Source organism: Mycolicibacterium aromaticivorans JS19b1 = JCM 16368 (assembly GCF_000559085.1).
Lineage (GTDB): Bacteria > Actinomycetota > Actinomycetes > Mycobacteriales > Mycobacteriaceae > Mycobacterium > Mycobacterium aromaticivorans.
This window is the reverse complement of sequence record NZ_JALN02000001.1, coordinates 5183739-5209650: the sequence shown is the minus strand read 5'-3', so window position 1 is coordinate 5209650 and position 25912 is coordinate 5183739. Positions and strand designations below refer to the sequence as shown.

The following is a 25912-nucleotide window of genomic DNA, read 5'->3' as shown; positions in this document are numbered from 1 at the left end:
GCAAACGGTTCTATTGACGCTCGTGAGCTACGACACAATCATCCGCAACGGCCGGTGGTTCGACGGAACGGGTGCCCCGTCCGGGATCCGGGACATCGGCATTCGCGACGGCCGTATCGCGGCGGTCAGCCTGCGCCCCCTCGACGTCACCGGCTGCGACGACGTCGTCGAAGCGGGCGGCCGGTGGGTGTTGCCGGGGATGGTGGACGTCCACACTCATTACGACGTCGAGGTGCTCGGCGGCCCCGGCCTGCCGGAGTCGGTACGCCACGGTGTCACCACCGTCCTGCTCGGGTCCTGCTCGCTGTCCACGATCCACGTCGGCGGCAGCGACGCCGGCGACCTGTTCGGCCGCGTCGAGGCGATCCCGCGCGAGCACGTCGTCGCCGCGATCGACGATGCCAAGACGTGGACCACCGCCGAGGGGTACGTCCAAGCCCTCGAGTCCCGGCCGCTGGGACCCAACATCGCGGCGTTCATCGGTCACTCCGACATGCGAACCGCAGTCCTGGGATTGGACCGCGCGACCCGGGAAGATGTGCGGCCCAGCGCTGCTCAGCAAGCCGAGATGGAACGCATGCTCGCCGAAGCGCTGGACGCCGGCTTCGTCGGTCTGTCGTCGCAGCAGCTGCTGTTCGACAAGATCGACGGCGAAACCTGCCGGTCGCGCACGCTCCCGTCGACCTATGCCAAGCCGCGTGAGCTGCGCCGGCTCAAGTCGCTGTTGCGCAAGCGCGGCCGCGTACTGCAGTCCGGGCCGGACATCCAGAACCCGCTGAATCTGCTATCGCAAGTGGCGCAATCGATTCCGGTTCTGCGCGACAAGCTCAAGACCAGCCTGCTGTCGGCGGCCGACGTCAAGGCCAATCCATTCGCGATCCTGATCATGGGTCCGTTGGCCAAGGTCGCCAACAAGTTGGGCGGCGACTTCCGCTGGCAGCACCTGCCGGTCCCGTTCGAGGTGTACGCCGACGGCATCGATCTGGTGGTGTTCGAGGAGTTCGGGTCGGGTGCTGCCGCACTGCACCTGCGCGACGAGGTCGAGCGCAACGCGCTGCTCGCCGACGAGGCCTACCGCCGCCAGTTCCGCAAGGACTACGACACCAAGTTCGGGGTGCGGGTGTGGCACCGGGACTTCTTCGACGCCGAGATCGTCGCCTGCCCCGATGAGACGGTGGTGGGCAAGTCCTTCGGCCAGGTCGGCATGGACCGGGGCGAACTGCATCCGGTAGATGCATTCCTGGATCTGGTGCTCGAGCACGGCACCAAGCTGCGCTGGCGCACCACGATCTCCAATCACCGGCCCGAGGTCCTCAAGAAACTCGCCCGCGACCCCGGTGTACAGATGGGTTTCTCCGATGCCGGTGCGCACCTGCGCAACATGGCGTTCTACAACTACGGTCTGCGGCTGCTGCGTCATGTGCGCGACGCCGATCGCACGGGCCGCCCCTTCATGTCGGTCGAGCAGGCCGTGCACCGGATGACCGGTGAGCTGGCCGACTGGTACCAGATCGACGCCGGCCACCTGCGGGTCGGCGATCGGGCCGATCTGGTGGTGATCAATCCCAAGCGCCTCGACAGCCAACTCGACGACTACGCCGAGCATCCCGTCGAGCAGTACGACGGCCTGCCCCGGATGGTCAACCGCAACAACGACGCCGTCGACCTGGTCCTGATCGGCGGGCGTGCGGTGGTCCGCGACGGCGAACCGACGCCCGTGCTCGGATCCGAGCGGACCGGCAGTTTCCTGCGGGTGGGCCGGGCGACGGCGGCACCCGGAACGACGGCGACGACGGAAACGGAGCTCGCACATGTCAATTGACACTTCTGCGGTACCCACGGATGTGGCTCAGACCGTGTTGGGCATGTGGAAGGCACTGTCGAACCGCGACTGGGAAACGTTGAAGACGTTCCTGTCCGACGACTGCATCTACGTCGACATGCCGGTCGGCCCGATCGCCGCAGCACGCGGCCCCGAGGACATCGTCAAGCGGCTCAAGATCGGGCTCGAGCCGCTGGCCGGCTACGAGAACCACGACGGCGTGCTGGTGAGCAACGGTGTGGACACCATGTACGAGCACTCCGAGACATGGACATTCGCAACCGGCGAGCAGGGCGTGCTGAGCTTCGTCACCGTGCACAAGGTCGTCGACGGCAAGATCACGCTGTGGAAGGACTACTGGGACATGAATGGGCTGACCAGCTTCGCGCCGCCCACGTGGCTTGAGGATCTGGCAAAAGCAGATATGAGCTGGATGTTTGATGCAACCGGGTTGATCTGACGCGATCCATTCTTGAGTGATTCTCGGGCGTTAGTCGCCTAGCACAACGCACCATGTCACACTATGTGTGTGGCCGAAAATTTGCTGGACCTTGCCGCCGAAGTGCCGACCTGGAAACGTGCCCTGCGCGCGCAAGGCAAGTCTGACGCGACCCTGTCGACCTACGGACTGGGCGTCGAGCGCTTCCTGCGTTGGTGCACCGACACCGGTACGCCTGCAGAGCTGACGAAGGCCAATGTTCAGGCGTGGCTGGCCGATCTGCTGGACTCCGGTCTACAGGCCACCACGGCGACGACATGGCTGGGCGGGCTGAAACGGTTCGGTGCTTGGCTGGCCGAAGAGGATCTATTGCCCAACAACCCCATTGAGCGGTTGTCGCCGCCGAAGATCGCGACGAAGGTGACCGACTCGCTGACCGACGACGACTTGCGCCGACTACTCAAGACGTGCCAGGCCAGCAAGTCGCTGCGGGACCGTCGAGACGAGGCAATCATCCGGCTCATGTCCGAGACGGGCCTGCGCGCCAATGAGCTTGTGGCCCTGCAGCTGGACGACCTGGATCTCAACCGGCAGCTGGCAACCGTCACCAAGGGCAAGGGCGGGAAGGGCCGCATCGTGCCCTACTCGCCGCAGGTGGCGGCGGCGGTGGACCGCTACCTGCGGGTGCGCCGTACCCGCGCCCACCCCGACAACACGCAACTATTCATCGGCGCGCAAGCGCCGGGGTTCTCTTACTACGCGCTGGCCAAGACGCTGCGGCGGCGCGCTGCGGAAGCCGGTGTGGCGGGCTTTCACGTGCACAAGCTGCGGCACACCGCCGCGACCCGCTGGCTGCGGGCGGGTGGCTCCGAGGGCGGTCTGATGGCCGTCGCAGGCTGGAGTAGCCGCGAGATGCTGGATCGCTACGTCGCGGCGTCAGCCGCCGAGCGCGCAGCCGAGGAAGCACGCGGGCTGAATCTGGGCGCCCTGTGAACGGCGAGACCGCATCCGAGCGGGCCGCTGCCGACCTGCACCGGTTCTTCTGCGACCGCTCGACCGTCGCCGCTATCTGCAAGCGGTGCGGCAAGCTGACGGCCGTCTACTGGGGACATGATCCCGACTGCACGGACTGCACGATGAGCGATGACGGGGGTTGGCGGAATTCGGGGCGATGCCAGTGCGACCCGCGCCCGGTGCTGCCCGACGGTTCGGCGCTCGCCGGAGAGATCGCCAAGGCCGCTGCGGCGCGCCGGCTGGTGTGGGACCGCGCGCTGCGAAAAATTTACGTCTGACGCACGGGTAGCATAGGGCTCCGCATGCTTAGCCCGTGAATTTGGGCACCCGGCGAAGGCGAAGCGCTTCGCGCCGGTTGAAAGGTGCCCGCAAGCATGCTTCCCCCGTCCGAGCGAGTCTTACGCGCGAAACTCGCCGCCCATACATCCTGGGCCAACACCGAAGACCGCACCGCCCGAACTGTCAACGGGCGCAAAGCATTCGATGAAAAGTTCCTCGCCGAGGCCAATGGCGATCCGGTGCGCGCCGCGCACCTGCGCAAAGCGTTCTTCGCCCGGCTGGCACTTAAGTCCGCTGCCGCCCGCCGTCGTCGCGGCGGTGCAGCATGATGATTCCGATGTCACGATCGTGACATAACCTGTTGTGCCCCAGATGAACTCGTCGGCGAGTCAATGCAAAATTGCCAACCTGGTTGGTATAGAGTCAGAGCGTCTACGAGCCCGGCGGGGCTCCTGAACGGCAACACCGAGGCCGCTAAACGCCGCATGCCCTAGGACCGCCGTGCCAACACCGCGCACCGAAGTCGCCGAAGCTCTCGGCAGTTATGCCGCGCTCTCCCAACATCGGCCGCCCAACCATCCCGACGTCATCGCCGCGCGCCACCGACTTCACGCCGCCCGGCTCGAGCGCGAAATCAGGCGGAACTGGCCGCTCGACGACGCCGATCGTCAGCGGCTGATCGAACTCCTCGGAACCTTCAGCCGTGAGTCAGAAGTCCTCGAACGAGCCTGCAAGCCTTTCAGCTTGCGCGGTCCTGATGTCACCGCCCAGTGAATGGAAACGGGAGCCCCGGCCGCACGCCAAGACTCCCGTCACCACCGAACCCGCGCCAAACGGATCGTCTCCTCAGTCTAGCGGCGGCGCGTCGAGAAACGTCTCACCAGCCCATGCGGCGCGGTCCGGCAAGATCCGGCAACCCCGCTGCAGCATCTGCCGGCGCGGTGTCGTCGCCGGGCAGACAGATCCGGCAGGCCGCCCAGCGCATCTCAGCTGTCTGAACACCGAAGCCGCGAAATTCCGTCTCGATGGGCTGCCGCGATGACCGCGTCACGCAACCGCGATGCACCGTCCGACGACGGCGTCGTCGGCTACGGCGACGCCGCCCCGATCTATTGGGACGGCGGCTGGCGTGGTGTCCTGCCGATGCGGCGGCGGACCAAAAAGTCGCCGCCCGGCGGCCGCACCGGATACGACGGCGAAGACCCCTCCTATCCGGACCTCATGCAGTACATGGAGCTCTACCCCGACGGCAACCTGTGCCTGCGCCTGCCGGACGGCATCATCGGTATCGACGTCGACGCCTACGAACCCAAGACCGGCGGCCGAACCCTCGCCGAAGCGGAACGCCGCTGGGGGCCGCTACCACCGACCATCCGATCCACCAGCCGCCTCGGCGACCCCATCTCCGGTATCCGGTTCTTCCGGGTGCCCGCCGACATCGCGTTCGAAGACCGCATCGGATTCCCCGACCTACAGATCGGCGACATCGAAACGATCCGCCGCGTCCACCGCTACGCCATCGTCTGGCCCTCGGTGCACAAGGACAGCGGCGACACCTACTGGTGGCTCAACCACGACCTGCAAATCATCGGCGTCCCCAACGTCGACGACATCACCGCCGAACTCCCCGCCGCCTGGATCGAAGGCTTGTGCGCCAAGCCCGGCCCCGACCTTGGATCACTCGACGGGTCCGTCGATGTCAAAGACTGCCTCACCACCGGCGACCCGTCACCGCGGGTTGCGCAACGGCTCGCCGAAGCGATCCGCGACTGCAACACCGGCGATGCGACGTCACGCCACGACACCACCAGGGACCATGTTCTGGCCCTGCTGCGGTTCGGCAAAGACGGAGAGACTGGCGTCTACAACGCCCTGCTCGGACTGCGGGCCCTGTTCGTCGCCGCCGTCACCCGCGACGGCTCCCGCACCCACGACGAAGCCACCCGCGAATTCGATCGGTACATCACCAACAAGCGTGCCGCCCGACTCCTCGCCGAGCCATCCCCCGGCGCGTGGGGCAAGAGCATCAACACCGCCCCCGCCTTCACGGCGCAGAAAAACGCTGGCGCAACTCCGAGTGCCGCCAACACTGCGGCCGCCGTATCCGCAGTGGACGAGATCCATCGCGGACAGGCACGCATCGCATACCGGCTCTCAAAGCAGTACGCCGGCCGATTGCTTTTCGTGGCAGGGATCGGCTGGCACTTCTGGGACGGCAAACGGTTCGCCTACGACCCTGGCAACGCCGCCGCGGTCCGGGCAGTCCTCGACACACTGCGCACCTCGTGGGATGAAGCGTTGAGGGACAAAGAGCTAACGGCTGACATCCGCAAATGCGAGTCCGACCCGGGCATCCGCGGCGTGCTGTCCATCGCTTCAGCGCTATCCGAATTCGCCTCCACCACAGACGATGTCGACGCCGATCCCTGGCTGCTCAACGCAACCAACGGCACCGCCGACCTACGAACAATGGAACTAAGGCCCCACAACCCTTCCGACCGGATCACAAAAGTCACCCGCAGCGCCTATCACTCGGGACTGGCAGGTGTCGCATGGGATCGCTTCGTCGATGAGGTTTTGCCCGACGCCGCGGTGCGCTCCTATCTGCAGAGACTCATCGGCACAGCGCTTTTGGGCAAAGTCACCGGCGATAAGCAGATTCTGCCGATCCTTACCGGTACCGGGGCGAACGGAAAAACTACGTTGCTGGAAGCGATTTCGTGGGCTCTGGGTGACTATGCCGCCACCGCGGATCCAGCTCTTTTGATGGTGAAGCGCGGTGATAGCCACCCCACCGGCGTCGCCGATCTGCGCGGGCGGCGATTCGTCACAATCGCGGAGACCGAACAGGGACGTGGACTCGATATCGCGCTGGCAAAACGAATGAGCGGCGGCGACCGGATCAAAGCCCGCTACATGCGCCGCGACTTCATCGAGTTCTCACCGTCCTGGCTAATGTTCATGGCGACCAACCATCTGCCCGCCGTCGACGACGGATCGGAAGCTGTCTGGCGACGCCTCCGAGTCATCCCGTTCGATGTGGTCGTCCCCGCGGCCGACCGAGACGACCAACTGCCGCAACGACTGCAAATGGAGGCCGACGCGGTGCTGGCGTGGATCGTGGCCGGATGGACCGCCTACCGCGGCGCAGACAGTCTCGACACACCCGACGCAGTCCGAGTAGCCACCAATGTATATCGGTGCGACAGCGACAGCATCGGCCGCTTTGTCGCTGAGGAATGCCTCCTCGCACCTGGCCTGTCTGCGACCACGAAAATGCTCTACGAATCGTGGGAGAGGTTCGCCAAACGTGAAGGGCTTCCTCCCGGGAGCAAGGTCGCATTCGGTCGCACGCTGGACAGCAAGGGCTTTCCCGCTGACCAATCCTCGCGCGGTATGCCTAGACGAGGGATCGCGCCGCGACCGCAAGCACCACCCGACTCCGACACGATTTGGGCAGGTGAACGGTGATTCTCAGACAGCCTTCTGCAAGCAACTCAAGTAATTCACGTTCACCCTCACGCGGGCGCGCATCGAAAGGTACGGGAATTACTTGCACTACTTGCAGAGCCGTGGCTCGTCGGAACGCGGGTGGCAACGAAACGAAAGGACAACGAAATGACAGATGAGAAATCGTCGGCTACGGCCGAGGAATGGCGCGTCATCGGCGCCGTCACACTTGAAGAGGGCCAATGGATGAACCTGTGGCAACCGCCGGCGTGGGATGGCCAACCCGCCGGCGTCGTCGATCGGCTGGCGGCTCGGCGCACCGAGCTGATGCAACAAGGACAGGATGTTCTGGACACTGCCCGGGCGGACGGCCGCGACGACGTCAAGGCCACCGAAGCCGCGATCGTAGACGACGTGCTGGCGCAGTTGCGGGTCCTGGGTGAGGCGCCATGCTGGAATAGCCCCGATGCTCTTCGCTCCGTTGACGGTGCGCGCGTGGCCACACGATGCCCGGCGGTAATCGTCCAAGAACGCGCCGGGGAACTCCGAGCGGTCTACGCGGCCGAACTCCACAACGGCGGATGGATCCCCGCCGGCCAGGGGCTAGGTACGGATACGTACTGCGGGACCGTTAACGCGACGGATGCAGCTGGTTGGATCGCCGGGCAATGACTCGCCGACGCGGCCATAAACCCACCCGGCGGCGACGTCGTGCGCAGCCACCAGATCAGGTGCCCGCGGTCGAGTCACCTCCAGTTACTTTGGCAGACAGCCCTTCACCGCGGCGTGGACCTCCGCCGCGGCCGCGCCGAAAAGGTGCGCTGCCACACGTTGATTTGCCGCTGTCGGAGTACAAACGCGTTGTGCTGCCACCCGATCGCCGCACAGATCCGGCGCCGAAGCCACCCCGGCGGCCGCAACCGAAGCCGCCCGAACTCCTGCCAGTAGTCGAGGCCGTTGACCACATCGCCGCGTGGCATCTGACGTCGACCGGCGCGGCACGTGGATTCCGCCCCAATGTCGGCGAAGGCGCTGGGAGGTTCCTCGAAGCAGCCGATACATGCACCCATACAGGCTGCGTGGCGCACCAGGTCGTCGCTGTAGGCGTCCACGGCACGTGTCGCAGCCGCACACGCTACAGATCAACATTCACTACCGGGCGGGAGGAACCTCAATGACGATTGCACCCAACGGGTTCGACGATGATTCACACGATCGAATCGCGGCTTTCCTGGACTACGCCATCAGAGAGGTCAAGTCGGCCGGCATTGCTTCCTGGGTGTTGCAAGCGCTCGACGCGCTATACGGCAGCGCGCCCGCCCCGGGCTTCGATTGTCTTGACGATGTTGAACTCACCCTGTTTGCGCGGGTGCTTGAACATTGGATCGGCGCCGCGGAACGGACTCCGGAGTGGTGGCCGCCGGCTGCGGTGGGCTGGATTGTTCGGCAGTGGGTCGCCGCGGACGAAGCGATCGAGGCTCGGGCTCTCGCCCGGGATGAACTCCTGCGTGAGGCCGCGGTGGAGGCTGCTGCTGAAGCGGCCGCACCGTTTCGCGGTCCCGCTGTCGGTGGTGTCATCGATGAGGACGGTAGGTTCCTTCCCAGGATCACGGATTAGTGAAACGAAGACCTAATGTAACAGCGCGCTGCACAAACACGCTGCAGCACAGTGCAATTCACACTTTCCGACGGATGACCTGATACGATCTCAGGCGAGCGGTAGCACTAGACCGGTTGAGCGGCACGCCCTCCCGACAGATAGTGCAACCCGGGGCAGTTGGCACAGCGCCCGGCGCGGAAGCGCTCAATCCCCCCTCGCAGCAAACGTTCCTTGAGACCGGCGTGCGCTTCGTGGGTGCTTCCCTCCCGAATGGGTTGGGTGTAACTGGATCGGGGCGGCCCCACGCTGCCACAAGCTTTCAACGGTCGCTTTCGGTAGCGCGGGGCCAAACCGTTCACTGATTCAGCTGCACGCCAATCCCTCTTTGTAGGACGCGCGTGCCCAAATGCCCAGCACACAAACTGAATTCGTCACACAACTACAGGCGCAGTTTGATCGCGTCAACGCCGATGTACTCGTGCGGCTCGACGCCGCCCAGCGCGCCGGCCTGACGGACTTTACACCTGAACTGGCGACTCAGGTCGCCGAACGTCGCGCGATCGCAGCACGACTCGCCGACGCCCGCGCAGACCTTCAGCGCAGCGAACTCCCCCTCAATCTTCACGGGGAGCTCAGCCTTCCCGCTTCCGGAAAGCGCAGCACAGCCATGACCACGGTCGTCACCGAGCCCCACACCTACGCCAAGGGCAACCCGCGTCGCTCCTACCTACAGGACCTTGTGCGGATGTCGGCCAATCTCGACCACACCGGCGAGGCCCGCGACCGGCTGATGCGCCACGCCCGCGAGGTCGAAACGGCGCCGAGCTACGCGGAGTACCGCGCCCTGGACCGCGTTGATGGCTCCGGGGGATACGCAGTTCCCCCGGTTTGGCTGATGGATCAGTTCATCGAGGTGGCCCGCCCCGGTCGCGCCTTCGCGAACCTGGTGCAGCGCCAGCCCCTGCCGTCGGGCACGGACTCGCTGAACATCCCGAAGCTCGCTACCGGTACAACCGTCGCCGCGCAGAACGGTGACAACACCGCGATCTCGGAGACGGATCTGACGGACACGTTCGTCAACGCGCCGGTCCGCACGATCGCCGGTGGTCAGTCGGTGGCCGTTCAGCTGATTGACCAGTCGCCGGTCGCGTTCGACGACATGGTGTTCCGGGATCTGACCGCGGCACACGCGGCCCAGACAAACCAGTACGTCATCCTCGGCTCGGGCTCCAACGGCCAGATCCTCGGTGTGCACAACACCCCCGGCATCGGAAATGTGACGCCCACCGGCAGCGGCACCGACGTCGCAAAGGTCTATCGAGCACTGGCCAACGCGATCCAGCAGGTCCACGTCACTCGATTCCTGCCGCCCGAGGTCATCGTCATGCACCCGGCGCGGTGGGGATGGCTTCTGGCGCAACTAGATCAGAACGATCGCCCGCTGTTCCTCCCGAACGCCAACATCCCCCAGAACGCAGGCGGCCTGCTCGACGCTGTCGCCTCCCAGCAGGTGGTCGGCAATGTGCAGGGCCTGCCGGTCGTCACCGACCCGAGCATCCCGACCACGCTCGGCGCTGTCGGCACCACGCCAGGAACCGAAGACGCCGTGTACGTCATGCGGGCCTCGGACCTGGTGCTGTGGGAGTCGGGCATCCGTGCCCGCGCCCTGCCAGAGATCAAAGCCAACACCCTCACGGTGCTCCTGCAGATCTACGGGTACCTAGCCTTCACCGCGGCCCGCTACCCACAGTCCGTGGTGGAGATCACCGGCCTGCCGGCGATCACCTTCTGATCTGCGATCGTGAGTCCGGATCTGCTCCCGTAGCACCTTTTGTCAGCCTGCTGGGTCGAGGCGAATGTAGTCGCGCGACCAGGCCTGAACTGTAGGTGTCCGCCGTCGTGGGGCCTTGAATCGCGTAGCGGCTCTCAACCATCGGTTCCAGGACTGTCGATCCAAATTGTCTCTAGGAGCTCTGCTCGGCCGATAAGCTGGCAGTTGTGGGTCGCGGCGAGGTTTCGAGCGGCGGGAGTGAACTCCTGGTTGCTTGTAACCATGGTGCGCGCACATCCATAGTGCATCCCGCCTGCGACGACCTGTTGGATGGCAGACACTCCAACGGGTTTCGCCTGTCTTTTGCACTGAATAGCGAGATCGAGCTCGCCATCTTTGGTCGCAATGAGATCGACCCCATAGTCTCCGCTAGCTGGCGTATGGCGGACCGTCCAGCCGTCCGCACGATATCGGGCCGCGATGTAGCGCTCGAATTCAACGCCCGGCATGGCATCAATCTCGCGCATGCCTGAATTCATATAAGCCAGGTGGCGCTCCCGCTCGGCAAGGTGGGCACGCAACTTCCGGTGGTGTACCCGCTCGCTCGAAAGCAGTTGGTACAGCGGCCGCGTGACCTCAATTGGGACGTCGCTCAACACAGGACATAAACGCTCAAGGTCGAGCTGCACTCCGAGTGGGCCGTCCATCCCATCTCCGTGGCGTATACGGTCCGAATCTAATTCCCTTTTGTTGGAATTGCCGATTGTGGCGGCTGCGGCAGCGAAAGCCCGGTGCAAGTGATCGGGGACGGGTGCCTTTTGTGCGCGGTAACGCTCCGAGGTATGACCGGTCCAGAAGGCACCATCCCAGTAGCGCCACTGTCCGTGGTCCCATGGGTCTACATACCAGTTGGGCGGCCAGCTGCTCCGCACCAACTTCGGTCGATAACTAGCCGCCACGACTACCCCCGCATCGGTCCGCGAATTGCCGCTCCGGTCAACCTATTGTGGGACGTGCTGTGACGTGGGGACGCATGGCAATTTGCAGCAAATTCCCAGTACTGGGGCAATACGCGATGAGTGGGTCGGACGGTGCAGGTTCGGTGTCCGCGGGAAAGTCATCTCCGTGGCGCGACGGCCCACCGGTTGACCCTCTTGCCGTCTTCGAATAGCAACCGTTCGACAACGTCATGCCGCGACAGGTGATGCTCTTCGACCCAGCGGTCAAGCAAGAGTGCGTAACGCTCGTACGCGCTTGCCAACCAGTCATTTCGTTCGACCGGCAGTGACTTCCAACCGCAAGTGTGATTCAGCGACGCGGCGACGTTTCGGTCGAGGATGCAGCACCGGTGGTGAGCGGCCCCGCCGCCGGCGAAGTACAGGTACTTAGTGAAGAACGCTGGCCCGAGTTCGCCGATAGCGGTCTTGTTGTTCGGGCGCAGGAGGTCGTAGGCAGCGCGGGGGTCGATTCGGCTGAGCCGAGCTGCCTCTTGAAGTAGTGCTGCGATGGAGTCGCGGTTGGCGGCGATCGAGGCGATGCGGGCCTTATTGTTGCGCTGACTGTCTCCGCTGCCCCACGCGAGTGTGTTCCACAAGAGCCTCAGCGCTGCGGCTGGTTCAACGAGGGCAGGCCCCGCAATGTTGAATATGTCGCCCCGGCTGATGTGGTCGCCTAGGATCGTGTCGTCCAATCCGTGGGTGGTGAGTTCGACTGTCCACCAACGGCGATCGACACTGAACCCGTGGCCGTGGATCCAGCGGACAGGATCTATCGCCTGGAGCTGGACGACAGCGTGAGCAGCCAGGTGGATATCCGCGAGGTCGGTGGCAGCCATGGACCTAATTGTGCCTGGTCTGCCCTACAGTGAGACGACGGACAGGAGACCGGGATGTAAGTGGCCGGCCCTAACGTGCACTGCCATGAGCCACGACGACATCGTGGCACCCGGGGACGCGCTTCAGGCGCTACTGGCTGTTAACGCCGAGCACACCGACGACCGCGAGACAAGGGACTTCACCCCGACTTGTCCGCCGATGGATAAATGGGCGGCAGGCCCAGAGATCGGTTAGCCGAAATATGCAGCTACGTAAACGGCCTGGCGCGGACGTTCAGGTGGTGATCGATCACTAGCCGTGACTTGGTCGGCGGCTTTCAGACGGACTGGAGCGCAAGTCGCCTCAGAGATCGTCGGCACGGGTACCGTCCCCGCATGGCAACACTTCCGCCTGTCGACACGCAATGGCGCTTCACCATTGTGCTGAGTGCACATGCGTTCTTCGCAACAAAGCAGGACGCGGGCTCTTGCTGCCAAGTGCGGCAAGCAGTAGCTCGCCGGACTCGAGTACTAGGTTCGTAGCCCGCACTATGAATTTGCGTCTCCGTCTAATCAACGCTCGGGCGCGGGCGTTACTCGCCGCGCTCGTTGGAACGTCATTTCGTCCCGTCGGGTATTCGGCGGTCGTCGCGGGAGTCGCGCTGAGCGTTCTCATCGGATGCTTGCCGCCGCCCCGATTGAATCCGATCACTTCCCCGGCACCCCCCGAACACCTGACCGGCACGATCGGACAGTGGACCGCGGACGTGTGTAACTCCCAGCTCTTGCCCCGCGGGAAAGCCCTACCCACGGCCGATGACAGTGGCGAATGTGAAGGCGGAAATTCCACCTATCGAGCTCCAGTGGTCTATGGCATCTACCCGAAGGGGAGCGCTTCTGCCATCGACTTGGACGTCGCCATGCTTGGCCCCTACGCGGAAGGTGAAGACGGCCTGCACGAGATCGTCTTCGCCACTTTCATGGGCTTCAACCATCGGGTCCTGAATCCGCTGGAGAAATATGGATTCGTGCTCCACCCGGGTCGGATGTCGTCGTGTTACGGCAAAACCAGCGGCCAGCGGGTGGAGTGTCCGGCGCCAGGGGATCCAACGACAGTGCCGCTTCCCGGGGACGGCAAAACTAATAGCTCTCCACCGATGGCAGAACCTTCATCCCCTGCCTTGGCCAGCACACCGCCCTCGCCGACCGAGAATACGGAATCGTTTGTCTGGCAACTGCCGTCAGGGAACATCGCATGCAAGGTCGGTCCCTCGAAGGGCGTCGGTTACGCGATCTGTGAAGTTGCGGACCACACCTTTCCCCCAACTTGTTCGTCAGGATCCGGTGCTCGGGTGATGATGCGAGAAGGTCAGCCGCCCACATTCGTTGGTTGCCAATCAGACACATTTGCCAATGGTCAGCATGAGGGCCTGATGTACGGGTTTAGCTGGCGCTCAGGCTCCATCACGTGCGAAAGCGAGGCCTCCGGGGTCACGTGCACGGATGCCTCGACACACCATTTCTTCCGCCTAGCGCGCGAGGCATACCAACTCGGCTGATCTGCGTCAGGGCAGGAGAGGTTTTGCGTGAGAGAGCCGACGGGACGAGCTGCGAACTATTTCGCCAAATATAATGCGGTGCATATAATTTCGTCTATTCCCTGCCTTCGATGTGTCGCTCCGAAGGGCGAATAAATGCTAGCATCTACAACAGGGGATGCGGGGTTAAAGTCTAAGCCGCCGAACCAAGCTCGACCCGCAGGGTCGAGTATCCCCCTCCGGTTGAGTTGCATTGTGCAATGCAACACCGGCGTACTTCTGGCCGCGGAAAGCATTGCGCTGCAACGTGATACCGGAGACGCATACTGCTGCGGGGCAACAGTTTTAGGGCAGGAACAATGACGATGGAATATGGCGAGTTGTCACGCCGTAGGCGTCCGGGTGTGAACGCCCTGCGCGACCGGAGAGACGCAGCGATTCGCGCCTATCACCGGCGCGGGTACACACCGGCGCTTATTGCTCGACTGGTTGGGCTATCGCATCCGGGTGTCACGAAGGCGATGGCTCGGATGGAGCGGGACGGGGACGTGCCGCCGGGCTGGTGGCGGCGGTAAAAGGTCACCTGCTCGTTCGGGAACCTTCGTCTGGCCTGGACAGGATTTTGGATAACTGACACGCCTCCGCGCGCGATCACTGACACAATGCCATTTCATGGCCGACGGTGAGCACAACACGACAGTGTGGGGTGTCGTCGTCGGTGTCACGGCGGCGCTCGCGATCGGACTGTCAGCAATCGAAGCCGCCACCCATCCGTCCGATTTCGACTGGACGGCTGGCATCATGATCGCCGCCTACGGAATCTTTTTCGTGGATGTGGTGCTAGTGATCGGCCTGTTGAGGCGATGGGAATGGCTCGTGGGGCGACCGCCACCACCGCCACCACCACCACCACCGAAGGCGGCGAACAACAGTCATGTGATCCGGCTGAAGAATTCGGCCAAGGCCTGGAGCGAACGCCTGAACAAGACGATGGACCCTGATTGGGCTCTTCCCTCGACGGGATTTGAAATCCTCGACTATTCCGGACTGGCTGCCCTTCGTGCACATTTCCCGGACCTGGACACCGTCTATGAGCAATATCAACTGCTGAACAACGAGCTTTCCGGCATCCCCGCAACGAACGTGACGGTAGATGGCAAGCAAGGTCGCAAACCGATTACAGACGACGGTGTTGTTGCCTTGAAGAAACGCAACGACGCCGCCCGTCTCGTCGTTGAAGAACTCGGCAAGATTCAGCGGGTACAGAGCATCGCCGTAGGCTGCGTCGAATGCGAGGGGGACGGCCGGGTTCAGCCCGCCATTATTGGCACAGAGATTTGACGCAGTCCGGGGCGGCCGCGCTTCTGCGGATGAAGACGCGCTTCCCTCGGGTTCAAATCAACACGCGACCTTCGTATCTCACGGCACTAGGCCGGTGAACACTGGCGCCGGATGGTTCGGTTGCGCAATCTTCATCGGGCAGTACACCCGGGATGCGGCGACGCGGACGGTGTAGAACTGGTTTGGTGTGACGCCTTGGCCGATGAGCGGCAGGATCGTCGATGTCCCGTTACCGTCGCAGTACTCGTGCGCGAATGCGATCAGTGAGTCGTCCTGGCCGGGCACGTTGTTGGCATGGATTAAGTCCAGGAACTGCTGATCGGTGGTGTCGGCGACGGCGGTCGGCGCGCCGACGAGTGCCAGTGCCGCCATGGCGGCGGCGATTTGTCGGATCACGAGTTGACTCCTGCAGGTCGAGCATCCGGGTAGCAGTAGCCCTTTGGTCTGCGAGTCCCAAGCATCCCAACCTGCACCAGGATCGGCTTGCCGCCGATGCACGTCGGCGTCGGTTCGAGCACGGCTACAGCAGGGGTCGGGATCTTGGCCGGCGCGGTCAGCGCCGGCGGCTTGGCGGTTGGCTTAGCGGCCCTGACTTGTGCGGCCGGCGGCCCCCAGACGGCACCGAACCACCGCGCGCGGGCTGTGTGGTGCCAGCCCAGATGCCCAGCGTCGTCGGCGCACGCTCGCGAGCCGTCCGGAGCGGGCATGGCGCACCGCGGTGCCGGTCGGCGGCGGCTCTCCCACAGCTGTAAGCCTGCGGCGCTGAGGACCACGGCGCCGACGACGGCGAGCACCAAGGCAAAGATGACTGCCATATCCGGGACTGTACGCCCGGCGTCCGACAGTGGAGCACGGTTCCAGTCCCTGGCGGACTGTAATTGTTATTGGTGCACTGGCCTGGTTTTTTGATTGTTGGTTGCGCGCCGACGCAGGCAGCCACGCGAGGGGATGCGATCACGTGTCGAGGAAGTCCCATTCGCTGCCGAGTACCCACCTTAGGGCCGAAAGCTTGCCATTCAGCATCCCGAGATCGAATGGGTCAAACGGTCCCAGATTCGCTGTGCCATATGTCTTTTCAACCCGCTCGCGGGCCTCTCGCGCTATGCGCCTGTGCTCTGCAAGTTCGTCGGTCTTCCCGTTCGCACTTAGCTCGCGGTCGTGGCGCATCGACCGCTCATACCAAATTTTGTCGAAGAGTTCCTTCTCTGCGGCGAGGATGTCGGACAAGCCCCGCGGTTCCTGAACGAAATACGTCTCTTGAACTAGCTGCGCCATCTCTTCGCCGAACTCGTCGTAAAGCGCTTGCTCAAGACCCGCATCACCCAGGCGGTAAGTCGAAGTTTCACTGGCGAAGAGGGCGGCCAAGTCCTCGTGGGGCTGACGCTTGTCGCCGTTCTGCGTTGAGAAGTCGTCGGAGTTGGAGGTGATGAATGCGTAGTGATCGCCTGGGTCTGCCGAAGCCAATGCTGACGCATACATTTCAATCAACAAGGCATCGGCAACGCTGTTGCGTGACCGATGAAATGGGGCAGTTTTCGCGAGACCCCGCGCGACCACACGTGCGTGGTCGGCCGCCGTCGCTTCAAGGCGGGTCCCGCCTTGAAGTAATTCCCGAATCTCCTCGAAGTTGCGGGTCGTCATCGCCCCTATCATCGGGATCTTATGCGCCCACTGCTCGAAGACGAACTCAGCAAAAAAGCCTTCGAAATCGTCGACGGAGCCGTACAGCGCGACATCCTGGCGAATCAACCGGAAACGCTCACTAACGCTCGACGTCATGGACCTCTCCACATTGGCCCGGTTACGTTCAAACTCGTCGACCACAAGCTCTGGGACAAGCAGGTCAACCAGGCCGTCGTCGACCAGGAGGCGTAGAGGCACGATTAAGCGTTGACCGTCACGACGCTTAGCTAAATCAAGCCAGGTGGAGGTATCGATCAGCAAGCGGAGCACCGCACCAGGCTAATTGCGCGAGCTTGTAGCGCGTTGGTTTCGGCGCGCCTATCGTCGGCCCGGTGAATATTCTCTCGGACGAGCAGTATCGGTTACTGGCGTTCATCGCAGCTTGCAACCGAAGCAGCTATGCCCCGACTGCTGACGAAGTCATGCTGTGGCGTAACAACCCGAAACCAGCCGAGGCCGAGTACCGCATAACGGAGCGTCCCGGGTTGGGTTACCGGGGTGCACTTTTCGGTCCGAATGAGGTCAGCGCGATGTCCAAGATGATGGGGTCCGTGTCGTCCCTGAGTAGGCAGATTGCGGGCATGACGTCGTTCGTTGATCAGCTATACGGAAGCCCCCGCAGGGAATTGGTCAAACGGGCAGAGACGGCGATTGAGCACCTGGTCCGTTTGACGTGGCTGGAGAAAATTGCTCGATCCGGCGAGGTATCAGGCCTGCGGCTAACCGATCTAGGTCGCGCGCTTCTACGCGATCGCGAGACGGACGCCACCGATGAGGACGTCAGTGTTGTTGTCCTCGAAGCTCACGACCCGCTTGCCTACCCACTTTTGGTGGGACAACTAGCCAACGCAGGTGCCGGTCTACTTGTCGATCCGTATCTGAAGCTCGATGGCCTCCACAGAATCATCGTCAGCACCCAGCTGTCGCGACTACTAGTGTCAGTTAAGTCGGGCAAGTCGGAACTATCGGCGATGCAAACCCACCTCGACAGCGCCAGCCTAGGCAGGCGAGTGGAAGTGCGGAAGTCGACCAAATTGCACGATCGTTACCTCATTGCCGATGACAATTCGGTCTTCACCCTAGGTACCTCGCTCAATGGGGTCGGACGAACGACCACCGTTTTTACTCCGATGCCCGAGAAGGCGGCGGCGGTGTTGCGCGAGGAGTACGAGCAGTTGTGGGACAACGCAGAGCTTGTTGGACCGCAGCCCATCAGTGACAACGAACTGCATGACGAGGACCAGCCTGCCGCCGACGAGAGTAAGGATGAGACCGCGGACGACAAGAGTGACCTCGACCCCGCTGCAGCTGAAAACAGCGAGTCCGAGCAACCTGAACGGAGCGACAACTGTGATCAACCTCCGTTTGCCTAGTCCCACATATTTTGCAGCACAACGTCCTTGGATGACCTCGTTTTTCCAGCTCAGAGCACAACGCTACGTCTGGCCTACGGAAGGACTACTGGGACATGAACGGGCTGACCAGCTTCGCGCCGCCGACCTGGCTCGAGGACCTGGCCGGCGCCGACATGTCGTGGATGTTCGACGCGACCGGGCTGATCTGACCCCGGGGCGACCTCGCGCCGCTAGTCTGAGCAGGCCGAACAGGATGGTCGACAGGAGGCACACATGCGCAGGATCGTCGTTGGGTCGGTCGTCGCGGCGGGACTGGTGAGCGCTGCGATCCCCCTGGCCGCTCCCGCGTCGGCCACCTCGTGCCACTCCCCGACCTGTGTGCCGAATGTCGCGCAGAACGTCGTCGGCGGGACACCCTGCACACCGAGCCCGGGCTTCGTCTTCGGCTTGGATGCACAGAAGAACACCCTCATTTGCGCGGCCAGCGGCGTGTGGGTGGCCACGGGGCCGTTGGTCGGCGAGGCTGCCAACGCGCTGCCGTGCACCACGCCCGGAACCACCGCGCAGCAGCGGGTGGCCGGTGACGAATGGGAACCCCAGGTCTATGGGGTGCCACTGATCTGCACCGGGCCGGCCGACATGGCGCGCTGGATGCACTTCCCGCCCTCCTGACGACCAGAGGCCACTAGAGACCGTAGACGCGGACGGCGTTGTCGCGCCCGATCAGGTCGACAACCCGGATCGCGTCGGCCTCGCTCCAGTGGCCGCGCGCCACGAAGCCGGAGAGCACCGCGGCCATCGCCGCCCGCCACAGCCGCGAGCACAGATAGTGCAACTCGGCAGGGCCGAAAGCGTCCGAGGAGTACAGGATCTTGCGAAACGGAGCCAACTCCAGGGTGCGCGCGATGAACGCCTCGGCGCGGGCTCCGAGATGGTTGACGCTCAGACCGACATCGAGGTAGACGCTGTTGAAAGCCTGTGCCAGATAACCGGCTTCGCGCTCGTAGGGATAGCAGTGCAGTAGCACGATCGGCGTGGTGCCGGACCGGCGCAGGAAGTCAAGCAAGAACATCGGGTTGGTCCGGTGCAGATCGCAGTCGCGGTCGCCGAGGCCGACGTGGAACTGAAGCGGCTTGCCCAGCCGAAGAGCTTCGTGCACGCCGAACCGCAGCAGCGTGCGGTCGGTCAGCCGCACTCCCCCGGCGTCGCGCCAGCGGGCTGCAGCGGCGGCGACATCGCGTGCGCCGGGCTGGGACAGATCGCCGTCGAAGCCGCCGCGATAGGCCAGCACCGACTTGGTGGCGACCGCGGTCTCGCTGCGCTGGTGCAGGATCCGGCGAAACGCATCGGCGTAGTCGCCCGGGGCTGTGGCGGCCTGCTCGGCGACCTCTTCGATGCGGACGATCTCGCCGACCTCGCCCCCGGACGCGTCGGCGATCTCGGGCAGCCCTGCGATGGCGCCGGGCAGGCCGGTGTCGACCAGCCAGTCGCTGACTCCGGCGGCGGGCAGGAACAGCCGCGCCAGCTGGTCTTCGGTCAGTTCACTGCGGCGTTCCCAATAGGTCTGCGGGTCAACATGTTCGGCCAGCCCGAGCAGCGGCGCGCAGTGCGCACGCACAGCGAAACCGAGTTGGGTGTCGAAGCCGGAGTCGAAGTCGGCCAGCGGTTCGATGTTGGCTTCGTTCAGCCCGTTCTCGAAGCGCCTGCGATCACCGGCGGTCAGCCAGTAGCCGTGAACATGGTTGTCCACCAGACGGATAGCGGCGATGTGGTCGCCGAGTGCCGAAGCGGATACAGGCACTCAGATGCTCCACGCCATCCGGAACTTCTCGGTCAGCGCCTCGGGATCGAGGTGCGAATACATCTCATGCTCGTAGCGGCGGACGGCGACCAGGACGTCGACGGCGGGATCGCCGAGGATCGCCCGCAACCGGGCCGAGCCGTCCAGTGCCGCGATCTCCTGCGCCTGGTCGGTGCTGAGGGCGACGGTTCCCGCGGCCGTGCGAGCGTCGTCGGACAAGGCGCCCGGGTCGACCGTCGTCTCCGGCGGCAGTGCGGTGCCGTTCTCGATGCCGTCGGCTGCGAGGCCGAGGATCGCGGCGGTGGCGAAGTACGGATTGGCCGATGGGTCGACGACCTTGACCTCGACGTTGGCCCCATACGGGTTGCCATGCCCGCCGCGCACGAAACGCACTGCCGCTTCCCGGTTCTCGGTTCCCCAACATGCGTAGGCGCCGGCCCAGTTGCCGGGCTTCATTCGCAGACCGGACACGATCGACCCGCAGAAGATCAGCTGGGCCTGAGGCAGCCCGGAGACGATGCCGCCGATGGCGTTCTCCCCTTCGGGGGTCATCCCCTGCGCACCAGTCCCGCCGGAGAACACCGGGGTGTCGGCGCGTGACAGCGAAAAGTGTTGATGTGCGCCAGAACCCACACTGCCGGCGAACGGCACCGGTGACAGGCTCACCCGCAGTCCGTATGTGCGGGCCACCCGGCTGATGATGATGCGGGCCAAGATCAGCTGATCGGCAGCAGCCACCGGCGATTTCGGGGCCAGGGATATCTCGAACTGGTTGATGCCGTACTCGGGGTGGAACTGCTCGATGCCGACACCGGACGCCGCGGCCGCCGCGGTGACGTCCTTAACGAAGCCTTCGTATTCCAGCACGCCGGCCAGTCCGTATTGGGCCCACAGGTTGCCGGGCAGCCGGTTGCCCTCGGGGTCGACCAAGAGGAACTCGATCTCGTGGCCGACCAACGCCTCCAGGCCGGCGTCGGCCAACCGAGCCTGGATGCGTCCGAGAGTCCCGCGCGCACACGCCGGGACGGGGTTTCCGTCCTGATCGAAGAACGAGGCCGGCGCCCACGCGAGGCCATCGCCGATGACTCGCAACTCGTCGAGATCGATGCGGATCCGTTGGTCGCCGACGACGCTGATCCCCGGGGCGAACGCGATACCGGCGCGGTCGATGGCGAACCCGTGGGTGACCGGGCTGAAACCCAGCCCGGGATCGGCGAACGCGTTGACCCGGCGGGCAGGCACGGTCTTGGCGTGGGTCAGGCCTGCGGGATTGACGAAGGTTCCGACGACGGTATCGACGCCGTCGGCGTCCAACTGCCCGATCGCTGCGCCGGCCGGCGGTGTGGTCATGGCAGCCATTGTGCCGATCACACCCACCCGATGCGACGGATAGCCGCTATGCGCGGCTCGGCAAGGTCAACTTGCAGCTCTGGCCGATGTCCAGCGTGCTGAGCATGCGGCCCATGCCGACCCACATGGCGCACGACAACGTCAGGTCGGCCATCAGCTCGTCGGAGAAATGCTCGCGAGCCCGATCCCAGAAGTCGTCGTCGTATTTGAGCTTGGCCCAATCAGTTCCGAACCGGTGGGCGAACTCCGCGGCGATGCGCTCCTGCTCGCTGTAGCCCTCCCACGTCTTCCACTCCAGCACGTGGTCGTAGAGTTCCTCGTCCACACCGGCGGCCGGTCCGTCGGCGTCCCGGGTGTTCTGACACAAGACGCAGTCGTTGTCCTGAGCGATAACCGCGCGGGCGAGTTCACGCACCCGCATCGGCAGCCGGTTCTTGTCGCTGTAGACCGCATGGGAGAAGGCGGCCATTGCCGTTCCCAGGTCGGGAGACTTGACGATCCAGCCCGCGACGTCGTCGTCAGGGAAGTTTCCGATTCGGCTCATGGCGTGATGGTACGCCCGGCAAGGCCGATCTGGAACGTGTTCTAGTTTCTCGCCGACCGGGCGTGAGCTCAGGGACAATACCCGGGTGAACTCTCTTCCAGGCCGGCGGGCGGTGGTCGGCGGTCTCGCGGGGGCGGCGGTTCTGGCGGCGGGTTGGCTCGCCGGAACGAGATTGCGGACGAGACCGGGAGGCACACCGGTGACGCTCCCCAACGGCATGCGGATTCATCAGTGGCAGCGGATCGAAACCAACTTTCTGTACCCGGAGATCTTCGGCGCGGACTCGGTGTACGGCAAGGGCGAGTACATCGACTTCCAGCCCGGCGCAGTCATTGTGGATGCCGGCGCGAACATCGGGATGTTCACCTTGTTCGCGGCGCTGCGCTGCGGCGGCGACGCGGAGGTGTTCGCGTTCGAGCCGATCCCCACCACCTACGCGGTGCTGGCGGTGAACGCCGAGGCGGCCAATCGCGGTGAGTACGCCGCCGCGATGGGCGCCCGGCCCGGTGCGTCCCTGATGATCCACCCGATCAACCGCGGCCTGTCCGCGACGAACGAGACGGTGGTCTTCGCGCACCACCCGAACTTCTCTCTGTGGAGCACGCGCGACGCGCAGTTCGCACGCCAGCGACTGGGCCGGTTCGTGGCCGATGTGGCGGGCTTCATCCCGGTCGCTCCGCTGGCCGTACGCCGGGCCGCGGTGCGGCCTGTGGTCGCGTGGATGGGCCGGACCACCACGGTGACGGCCACATTGGTCCCGCTGTCGTCGGTCATCGAGGAGTACGACCTGACACGGATCGACATCCTGAAGCTCGACGTCGAGGGTGCCGAAGTCGCAGTGCTGCAGGGCATCACGCCGACCCAGTGGGCCATGATCCGTCAGGTGGTGCTGGAAGTGGAGTACTTCGCCACCAAAGACGTCATCGTCGAGATGCTCGAGGCCCACGGGTTCACGACGTACTGGTTTGCCAGTGAACGCGAGCGCTACGGCGCCGTGCAGAGCGAAGTGTGCATGGTCTACGCGTGGCGGGCCGAAGACCGCTCGTAGGTTACTTCGGGGGTCGTGACACGCACTGCGCGGAGTACAGCTCCACGCCCAGCTTGTCCATCAACTCGAGCTGCGTCTCGAGGTAATCGATGTGGTGCTCCTCGTCGGCCACGATCTCTTCGAAGAGGTTGGCCGTGGTGGAGTCGAGCTTCTCGCGGCACACGATGATGGCGGGCTTGAGCCGGGCGACCACCTCGTACTCGATGGCCAGGTCGCTCTCGAACTGCTCGCGCAGGGTCTGCCCGACGCGCAGCGAGCCCAGCCGCTGATAGTTGGGCAGGCCGTCGAGCAGCAGAATCCGGTCGGTGATGGCCTCCGCGTGACGCATCTCGTCGAAGGATTCCTCGCGGGTGTGCTTGGCCAGCTCGGTGAATCCCCAGTTGTCCTGCATCTTGGAGTGCAGGAAGTACTGATTGATGGCGGTCAGTTCGCTGGTCAGCTGCTCATTGAGCAAGCGAAGAACTTCCGGATCACCTTGCATGACGTCTCCCCTCACGCCGCCCGACTGGCTGCCGGAATCACCCTAATGCAAGGACGAGGGCGGTTTTGTTCAGCTGGATGAGACGGCATGTTGTAGGGGTACCTAACTAAGGTTAGTCTCGGCTAATATGACCGGTGTGCGACGCCACCCTGCGACGAGAGTGAACCGCTGATGTACGTGTGCCTCTGCGCGGGGGCGACCAGTGCCACGGTCACCGACGCCGTTGCCCGCGGTGCGTGCACGTCCAAGCAGGTCGCCGCGGCCTGCGGCGCGGGCGGCGACTGCGGCCGGTGCCGTCGCACAGTGCGGGCGATCATCGAGCAGCATTTCGCGTCCGTCGGCGACACGGCCAGGGCGAGCTGAGCTAAGACTTTCCGCGATGGAAATCCGCAAGCGCCTCGGCGTTGGCAGCAGCACCCATCAACTTCTCGAAGAACGCGTTCTCCCGTGCCGTCGCGGCGGCGATCTCAGGCTTGGCCGGTTCGGTCATCGTCTGCTTCACCGCCATCAGGCTCGAAATAGGCCGGGAGGCAAGCACTTCAGCGTGCTTGCGAGCGTCGGTGATCAGCTCGTCGGGCTCACTGACCCGCCAGACCAGACCCATGCGCAGCGCTTCAGTGGCATCCACCCACTCCGAGGACATCAGCAGCCACGCCGCGTTCTGCCGACCGATCAACTGCGGCAACAGGTATGACGACGCCGCCTCCGGAGCTACCCCCAAGCTGGTGAAGGGGCACTTCAGCCGCGCGGTCGACGACATGAACGCCAGGTCGGCGTAGCCCAGGATCGTGGTGCCGATGCCAAGGCCGACCCCGTTGACCGCGCAGATCAGCGGCTTGGGGAATTGGCTCAGCGCGGTGATCAGGCCCGGGAATCCGTGTGCGCCCTGGACGAAGTCGGGATTGGTGATGCGCTCCTGCATGTCGCCCAAGTCCTGGCCTGCGCTGAATGCGCGGCCCGCTCCGGTGATCATCACGACGGCGACCTCGGGATCGTCGGCAGCGGCGAGCAGCGCCTCAGCGGTGGCGTCGTAGAGCGCCTCGTTGAAGGCGTTCAGGGCGTCCGGGCGATTGAGGGTGATCGTGCGAACCCGGTTCTCGTCGTCGATGAGCAGCGTCACGCGGCACACCCTAACGGTGCGGCACGCTGCGGCGTGCAGCCACAGCCCGGCAGGTGAGACCTAGCCCCCCAGTAGTTGTTCGGGGTGGTGGTAGTCGTTGACGCCGCCGCGCAGCATGGGTAGGTGCGGCGGTGGGATCCATTCGGTGTCGCCGTCGGCGAGTTTTCGGGTTTTCCAGCCGTGGTCGAGGAGTCGGTGATCAGCGGGGCACGCCAGGGTGAGCTTGTCGATGTTGGTCAGCCCGCCCTGGGCCCACTCGTCTACGTGGTGGACTTCGGTGAGGTATCCCGGTTTGTCGCAGCCGGGGCGGGTGCAGCCGCGGTCCTTGCTGTGCAACATGATCCGCTGATCAGCCGAGGCCACGCGTTTGGTACGGCCCAGCCATAACGCCTGCCCGCGCACCCCGTCGAACAGGGCCAGGTAGTGATAAGCGTGGCTGGCCATCCGGATGACGTCGGGGATCGGCAGCAGGGTTCCGGTGGCGGTGACCCCATGCCCGGTCGCGGCCTGAAGGTCCTGCAGGGTGGCCGAGACCATCACCGTCACCGGTAACCCGTTGTGCTGACCTAACTTCGGGTCACCGAGTTGACCACGCACCAGTGCGGTCAACGCATCGTGCTGACGTTGGCCGTGGCTGCGCAGGTCACGGTCGGCCACCTCCTCGGATGGAGTGGCCGTAGGTGTCTGGTCGGCGGGGTTGCACACCCCTGGTGCGGCGAACTTGGTGAACCAGGCATCGAGCAGGGAACGCAACTCCGGCGTGGCGATCAGCCGGCCCACACTCATCCCGTCGACCTGTTGCCCACCGCACCAGACGAACCCGCGTTTACGGGCGCGGTCCTCCTCGGAGAACTTCCCGTCGGGGTTGAGGTGCAGCGCCAACCGGTGGGCGATCTTCTCCAATTGGTCGGGCCGCATCGTTTGGGCGTGCTCGGCCAGTGTGCGTTCGGCCTTCTCCACCTCCACCGCCGGGACGTGGTCGGGCAGATCGCGGAAGAACTTCTGGATCACCCGCAGATGCTCACCATCCAATTGCCCGGCGTGCCAGGCCGCCGAGGTGTCCGGCAGCAGCGGCGCCAACGGCTCACCGGTCAACGCCCGACGCGGCGCCACCTGCTCGGCATCCCGCAAGCGGCGCTTGGCCTCCCGCGGACTGATCCGCAACACATCCGCGAGCGTGATCGGGATCGGCGGGCAACCTTCGACTTGTTCCAGCCGGGAGATCAATGCGTGGGAGACCGCGACCTGCTGGCGCCGTGCGGTCTCCCACTCCTCGAGCACGATAAAACGATCAGCAGGGGAAAGCTCGTCGAAATCGACCGCAGCCAAGGACTCGAGATACCGACCCTGCGCTTCCCGCATCACATCGATCGCACCCACTCTTCGAACACTAGTTCGAAGAGTGGACGAGAAGTGGTCGCGAAACCCGATCTGTGGATGAAAGCGGTTCTGGGGATAAACCG

The 25912-nt window shown here is 64.3% G+C and carries 28 protein-coding genes and 2 pseudogenes; 18 read left to right on the top strand and 12 right to left on the bottom strand.

Annotated features, from left to right (window positions below; translation table 11 throughout):
• Positions 1–22 precede the first annotated feature (22 nt).
• The 10 genes from Y900_RS24865 (at position 23) to Y900_RS31125 (ending at position 10396) form a co-directional block, all read left to right on the top strand.
• Entirely contained in the window at positions 23–1822 is a 1800-nt protein-coding gene (locus tag Y900_RS24865; protein ID WP_192827545.1) for an N-acyl-D-amino-acid deacylase family protein, read from the top strand.
• Complete coding sequence (locus Y900_RS24860; RefSeq protein WP_051660247.1) at positions 1812–2282, top strand: limonene-1,2-epoxide hydrolase family protein; 471 nt, start codon at positions 1812–1814, stop codon at positions 2280–2282. The genes Y900_RS24865 and Y900_RS24860 overlap by 11 nt, the downstream gene beginning before the upstream one ends.
• A 69-nt stretch (positions 2283–2351) precedes the next feature.
• Positions 2352–3254: a tyrosine-type recombinase/integrase gene (locus tag Y900_RS24855; protein ID WP_237752639.1), complete on the top strand. Its 903-nt coding sequence runs from the start codon at positions 2352–2354 to the stop codon at positions 3252–3254.
• Positions 3251–3553 (top strand): hypothetical protein, encoded by a 303-nt coding sequence (locus tag Y900_RS24850; protein WP_036345107.1) that lies wholly within the window; start codon positions 3251–3253, stop codon positions 3551–3553. The genes Y900_RS24855 and Y900_RS24850 overlap by 4 nt, the downstream gene beginning before the upstream one ends.
• 96 nt (positions 3554–3649) lie before the next feature.
• Positions 3650–3883: a hypothetical protein gene (locus Y900_RS24845; protein WP_036345106.1), complete on the top strand. Its 234-nt coding sequence runs from the start codon at positions 3650–3652 to the stop codon at positions 3881–3883.
• 172 nt (positions 3884–4055) lie between these two features.
• Positions 4056–4328, top strand: coding sequence for a hypothetical protein (locus tag Y900_RS24840; RefSeq protein WP_036345104.1), 273 nt, complete (start codon positions 4056–4058; stop codon positions 4326–4328).
• A gap of 264 nt (positions 4329–4592) precedes the next feature.
• A complete protein-coding gene (locus tag Y900_RS31130; RefSeq protein WP_081845227.1) occupies positions 4593–7025 on the top strand; it encodes a phage/plasmid primase, P4 family in 2433 nt (810 codons plus the stop codon).
• Positions 7026–7172: 147 nt separating this feature from the next.
• Entirely contained in the window at positions 7173–7676 is a 504-nt protein-coding gene (locus Y900_RS24825; protein WP_036345102.1) for a hypothetical protein, read from the top strand.
• A 445-nt stretch (positions 7677–8121) separates the two neighbouring features.
• The gene (locus Y900_RS24815) at positions 8122–8622 is read left to right on the top strand and encodes a hypothetical protein (RefSeq protein ID WP_036345098.1); all 501 of its coding nucleotides are present in this window, start codon (positions 8122–8124) and stop codon (positions 8620–8622) included.
• A gap of 388 nt (positions 8623–9010) precedes the next feature.
• Positions 9011–10396 (top strand): phage major capsid protein, encoded by a 1386-nt coding sequence (locus tag Y900_RS31125; protein WP_036345096.1) that lies wholly within the window; start codon positions 9011–9013, stop codon positions 10394–10396.
• Between the two features lie 134 nt (positions 10397–10530).
• Here the strand turns inward: Y900_RS31125 and Y900_RS24805 are convergent, their stop codons facing one another.
• The 3 genes and pseudogenes from Y900_RS24805 to Y900_RS24800 all read right to left on the bottom strand — a co-directional run bounded on the left by Y900_RS24805 (position 10531) and on the right by Y900_RS24800 (position 12209).
• Positions 10531–11082, bottom strand: coding sequence for a restriction endonuclease (locus tag Y900_RS24805; protein ID WP_051660245.1), 552 nt, complete (start codon positions 11080–11082; stop codon positions 10531–10533).
• Between the two features lie 126 nt (positions 11083–11208).
• Positions 11209–11307 (bottom strand): annotated as a pseudogene (locus tag Y900_RS33765) (DUF2510 domain-containing protein); the annotation flags it as partial.
• Positions 11308–11492: 185 nt separating this feature from the next.
• Positions 11493–12209: an 8-oxoguanine DNA glycosylase OGG fold protein gene (locus tag Y900_RS24800; RefSeq protein ID WP_036345094.1), complete on the bottom strand. Its 717-nt coding sequence runs from the start codon at positions 12207–12209 to the stop codon at positions 11493–11495.
• Positions 12210–12294: 85 nt separating this feature from the next.
• Between Y900_RS24800 and Y900_RS32485 the strand changes: the two genes are divergently transcribed.
• The 3 genes from Y900_RS32485 to Y900_RS24785 all read left to right on the top strand — a co-directional run bounded on the left by Y900_RS32485 (position 12295) and on the right by Y900_RS24785 (position 15067).
• The gene (locus Y900_RS32485) at positions 12295–12444 is read left to right on the top strand and encodes a hypothetical protein (protein WP_157838271.1); all 150 of its coding nucleotides are present in this window, start codon (positions 12295–12297) and stop codon (positions 12442–12444) included.
• A gap of 607 nt (positions 12445–13051) precedes the next feature.
• Complete coding sequence (locus Y900_RS32200; protein ID WP_131536273.1) at positions 13052–13747, top strand: hypothetical protein; 696 nt, start codon at positions 13052–13054, stop codon at positions 13745–13747.
• 651 nt (positions 13748–14398) lie between these two features.
• Positions 14399–15067 carry a hypothetical protein gene (locus tag Y900_RS24785; RefSeq protein ID WP_036345086.1) on the top strand — a complete coding sequence of 223 codons (669 nt, stop codon included), beginning with the start codon at positions 14399–14401 and terminating at the stop codon, positions 15065–15067.
• A 78-nt stretch (positions 15068–15145) separates the two neighbouring features.
• On the opposite strand, the gene Y900_RS24780 is transcribed toward Y900_RS24785, so the two are convergent.
• The 3 genes from Y900_RS24780 to Y900_RS24770 all read right to left on the bottom strand — a co-directional run bounded on the left by Y900_RS24780 (position 15146) and on the right by Y900_RS24770 (position 17020).
• A complete protein-coding gene (locus tag Y900_RS24780) occupies positions 15146–15463 on the bottom strand; it encodes a DUF732 domain-containing protein (protein WP_036345084.1) in 318 nt (105 codons plus the stop codon).
• Entirely contained in the window at positions 15460–15882 is a 423-nt protein-coding gene (locus Y900_RS24775; protein ID WP_036345082.1) for a hypothetical protein, read from the bottom strand. Before Y900_RS24775 ends, Y900_RS24780 begins: the two co-directional genes overlap by 4 nt.
• Positions 15883–16021: 139 nt before the next feature.
• Complete coding sequence (locus Y900_RS24770; RefSeq protein WP_036345080.1) at positions 16022–17020, bottom strand: PIN domain-containing protein; 999 nt, start codon at positions 17018–17020, stop codon at positions 16022–16024.
• A gap of 62 nt (positions 17021–17082) precedes the next feature.
• Here Y900_RS24770 and Y900_RS24765 point away from each other — a divergent pair, with 62 nt between their 5' ends.
• From Y900_RS24765 to Y900_RS24760, 3 genes and pseudogenes are all read left to right on the top strand, one after another.
• Positions 17083–18123 (top strand): hypothetical protein, encoded by a 1041-nt coding sequence (locus tag Y900_RS24765; protein ID WP_036345078.1) that lies wholly within the window; start codon positions 17083–17085, stop codon positions 18121–18123.
• Between the two features lie 74 nt (positions 18124–18197).
• A pseudogene (locus Y900_RS31120) lies at positions 18198–18314 on the top strand (nuclear transport factor 2 family protein); the annotation flags it as partial.
• 64 nt (positions 18315–18378) lie between these two features.
• On the top strand, positions 18379–18777 hold the full coding sequence (locus Y900_RS24760; RefSeq protein WP_036345076.1) for a hypothetical protein: 399 nt from the start codon (positions 18379–18381) through the stop codon (positions 18775–18777).
• Positions 18778–18790: 13 nt separating this feature from the next.
• On the opposite strand, the gene Y900_RS24755 is transcribed toward Y900_RS24760, so the two are convergent.
• From Y900_RS24755 to Y900_RS24745, 3 genes are read right to left on the bottom strand one after another with little or no spacing between them, the layout of a single operon-like run.
• Positions 18791–19906 carry an amidohydrolase family protein gene (locus Y900_RS24755; protein ID WP_036345074.1) on the bottom strand — a complete coding sequence of 372 codons (1116 nt, stop codon included), beginning with the start codon at positions 19904–19906 and terminating at the stop codon, positions 18791–18793.
• Complete coding sequence (locus Y900_RS24750) at positions 19907–21265, bottom strand: type I glutamate--ammonia ligase (RefSeq protein ID WP_420329785.1); 1359 nt, start codon at positions 21263–21265, stop codon at positions 19907–19909.
• Between the two features lie 37 nt (positions 21266–21302).
• Positions 21303–21800 carry a carboxymuconolactone decarboxylase family protein gene (locus tag Y900_RS24745; protein WP_036345072.1) on the bottom strand — a complete coding sequence of 166 codons (498 nt, stop codon included), beginning with the start codon at positions 21798–21800 and terminating at the stop codon, positions 21303–21305.
• Positions 21801–21999: 199 nt separating this feature from the next.
• Here Y900_RS24745 and Y900_RS24740 point away from each other — a divergent pair, with 199 nt between their 5' ends.
• A complete protein-coding gene (locus tag Y900_RS24740; RefSeq protein ID WP_131536271.1) occupies positions 22000–22848 on the top strand; it encodes an FkbM family methyltransferase in 849 nt (282 codons plus the stop codon).
• Position 22849: 1 nt separating this feature from the next.
• On the opposite strand, the gene bfr is transcribed toward Y900_RS24740, so the two are convergent.
• On the bottom strand, positions 22850–23329 hold the full coding sequence (gene bfr, locus Y900_RS24735) for a bacterioferritin (protein ID WP_036345068.1): 480 nt from the start codon (positions 23327–23329) through the stop codon (positions 22850–22852).
• A 171-nt stretch (positions 23330–23500) separates the two neighbouring features.
• Here bfr and Y900_RS24730 point away from each other — a divergent pair, with 171 nt between their 5' ends.
• Positions 23501–23692, top strand: coding sequence for a (2Fe-2S)-binding protein (locus tag Y900_RS24730; RefSeq protein WP_036345066.1), 192 nt, complete (start codon positions 23501–23503; stop codon positions 23690–23692).
• Position 23693: 1 nt separating this feature from the next.
• Here the strand turns inward: Y900_RS24730 and Y900_RS24725 are convergent, their stop codons facing one another.
• On the bottom strand, positions 23694–24449 hold the full coding sequence (locus Y900_RS24725; RefSeq protein ID WP_036345064.1) for an enoyl-CoA hydratase/isomerase family protein: 756 nt from the start codon (positions 24447–24449) through the stop codon (positions 23694–23696).
• A 60-nt stretch (positions 24450–24509) separates the two neighbouring features.
• Positions 24510–25811, bottom strand: coding sequence for an HNH endonuclease signature motif containing protein (locus tag Y900_RS24720; RefSeq protein ID WP_036347719.1), 1302 nt, complete (start codon positions 25809–25811; stop codon positions 24510–24512).
• Positions 25812–25912 lie beyond the last annotated feature (101 nt).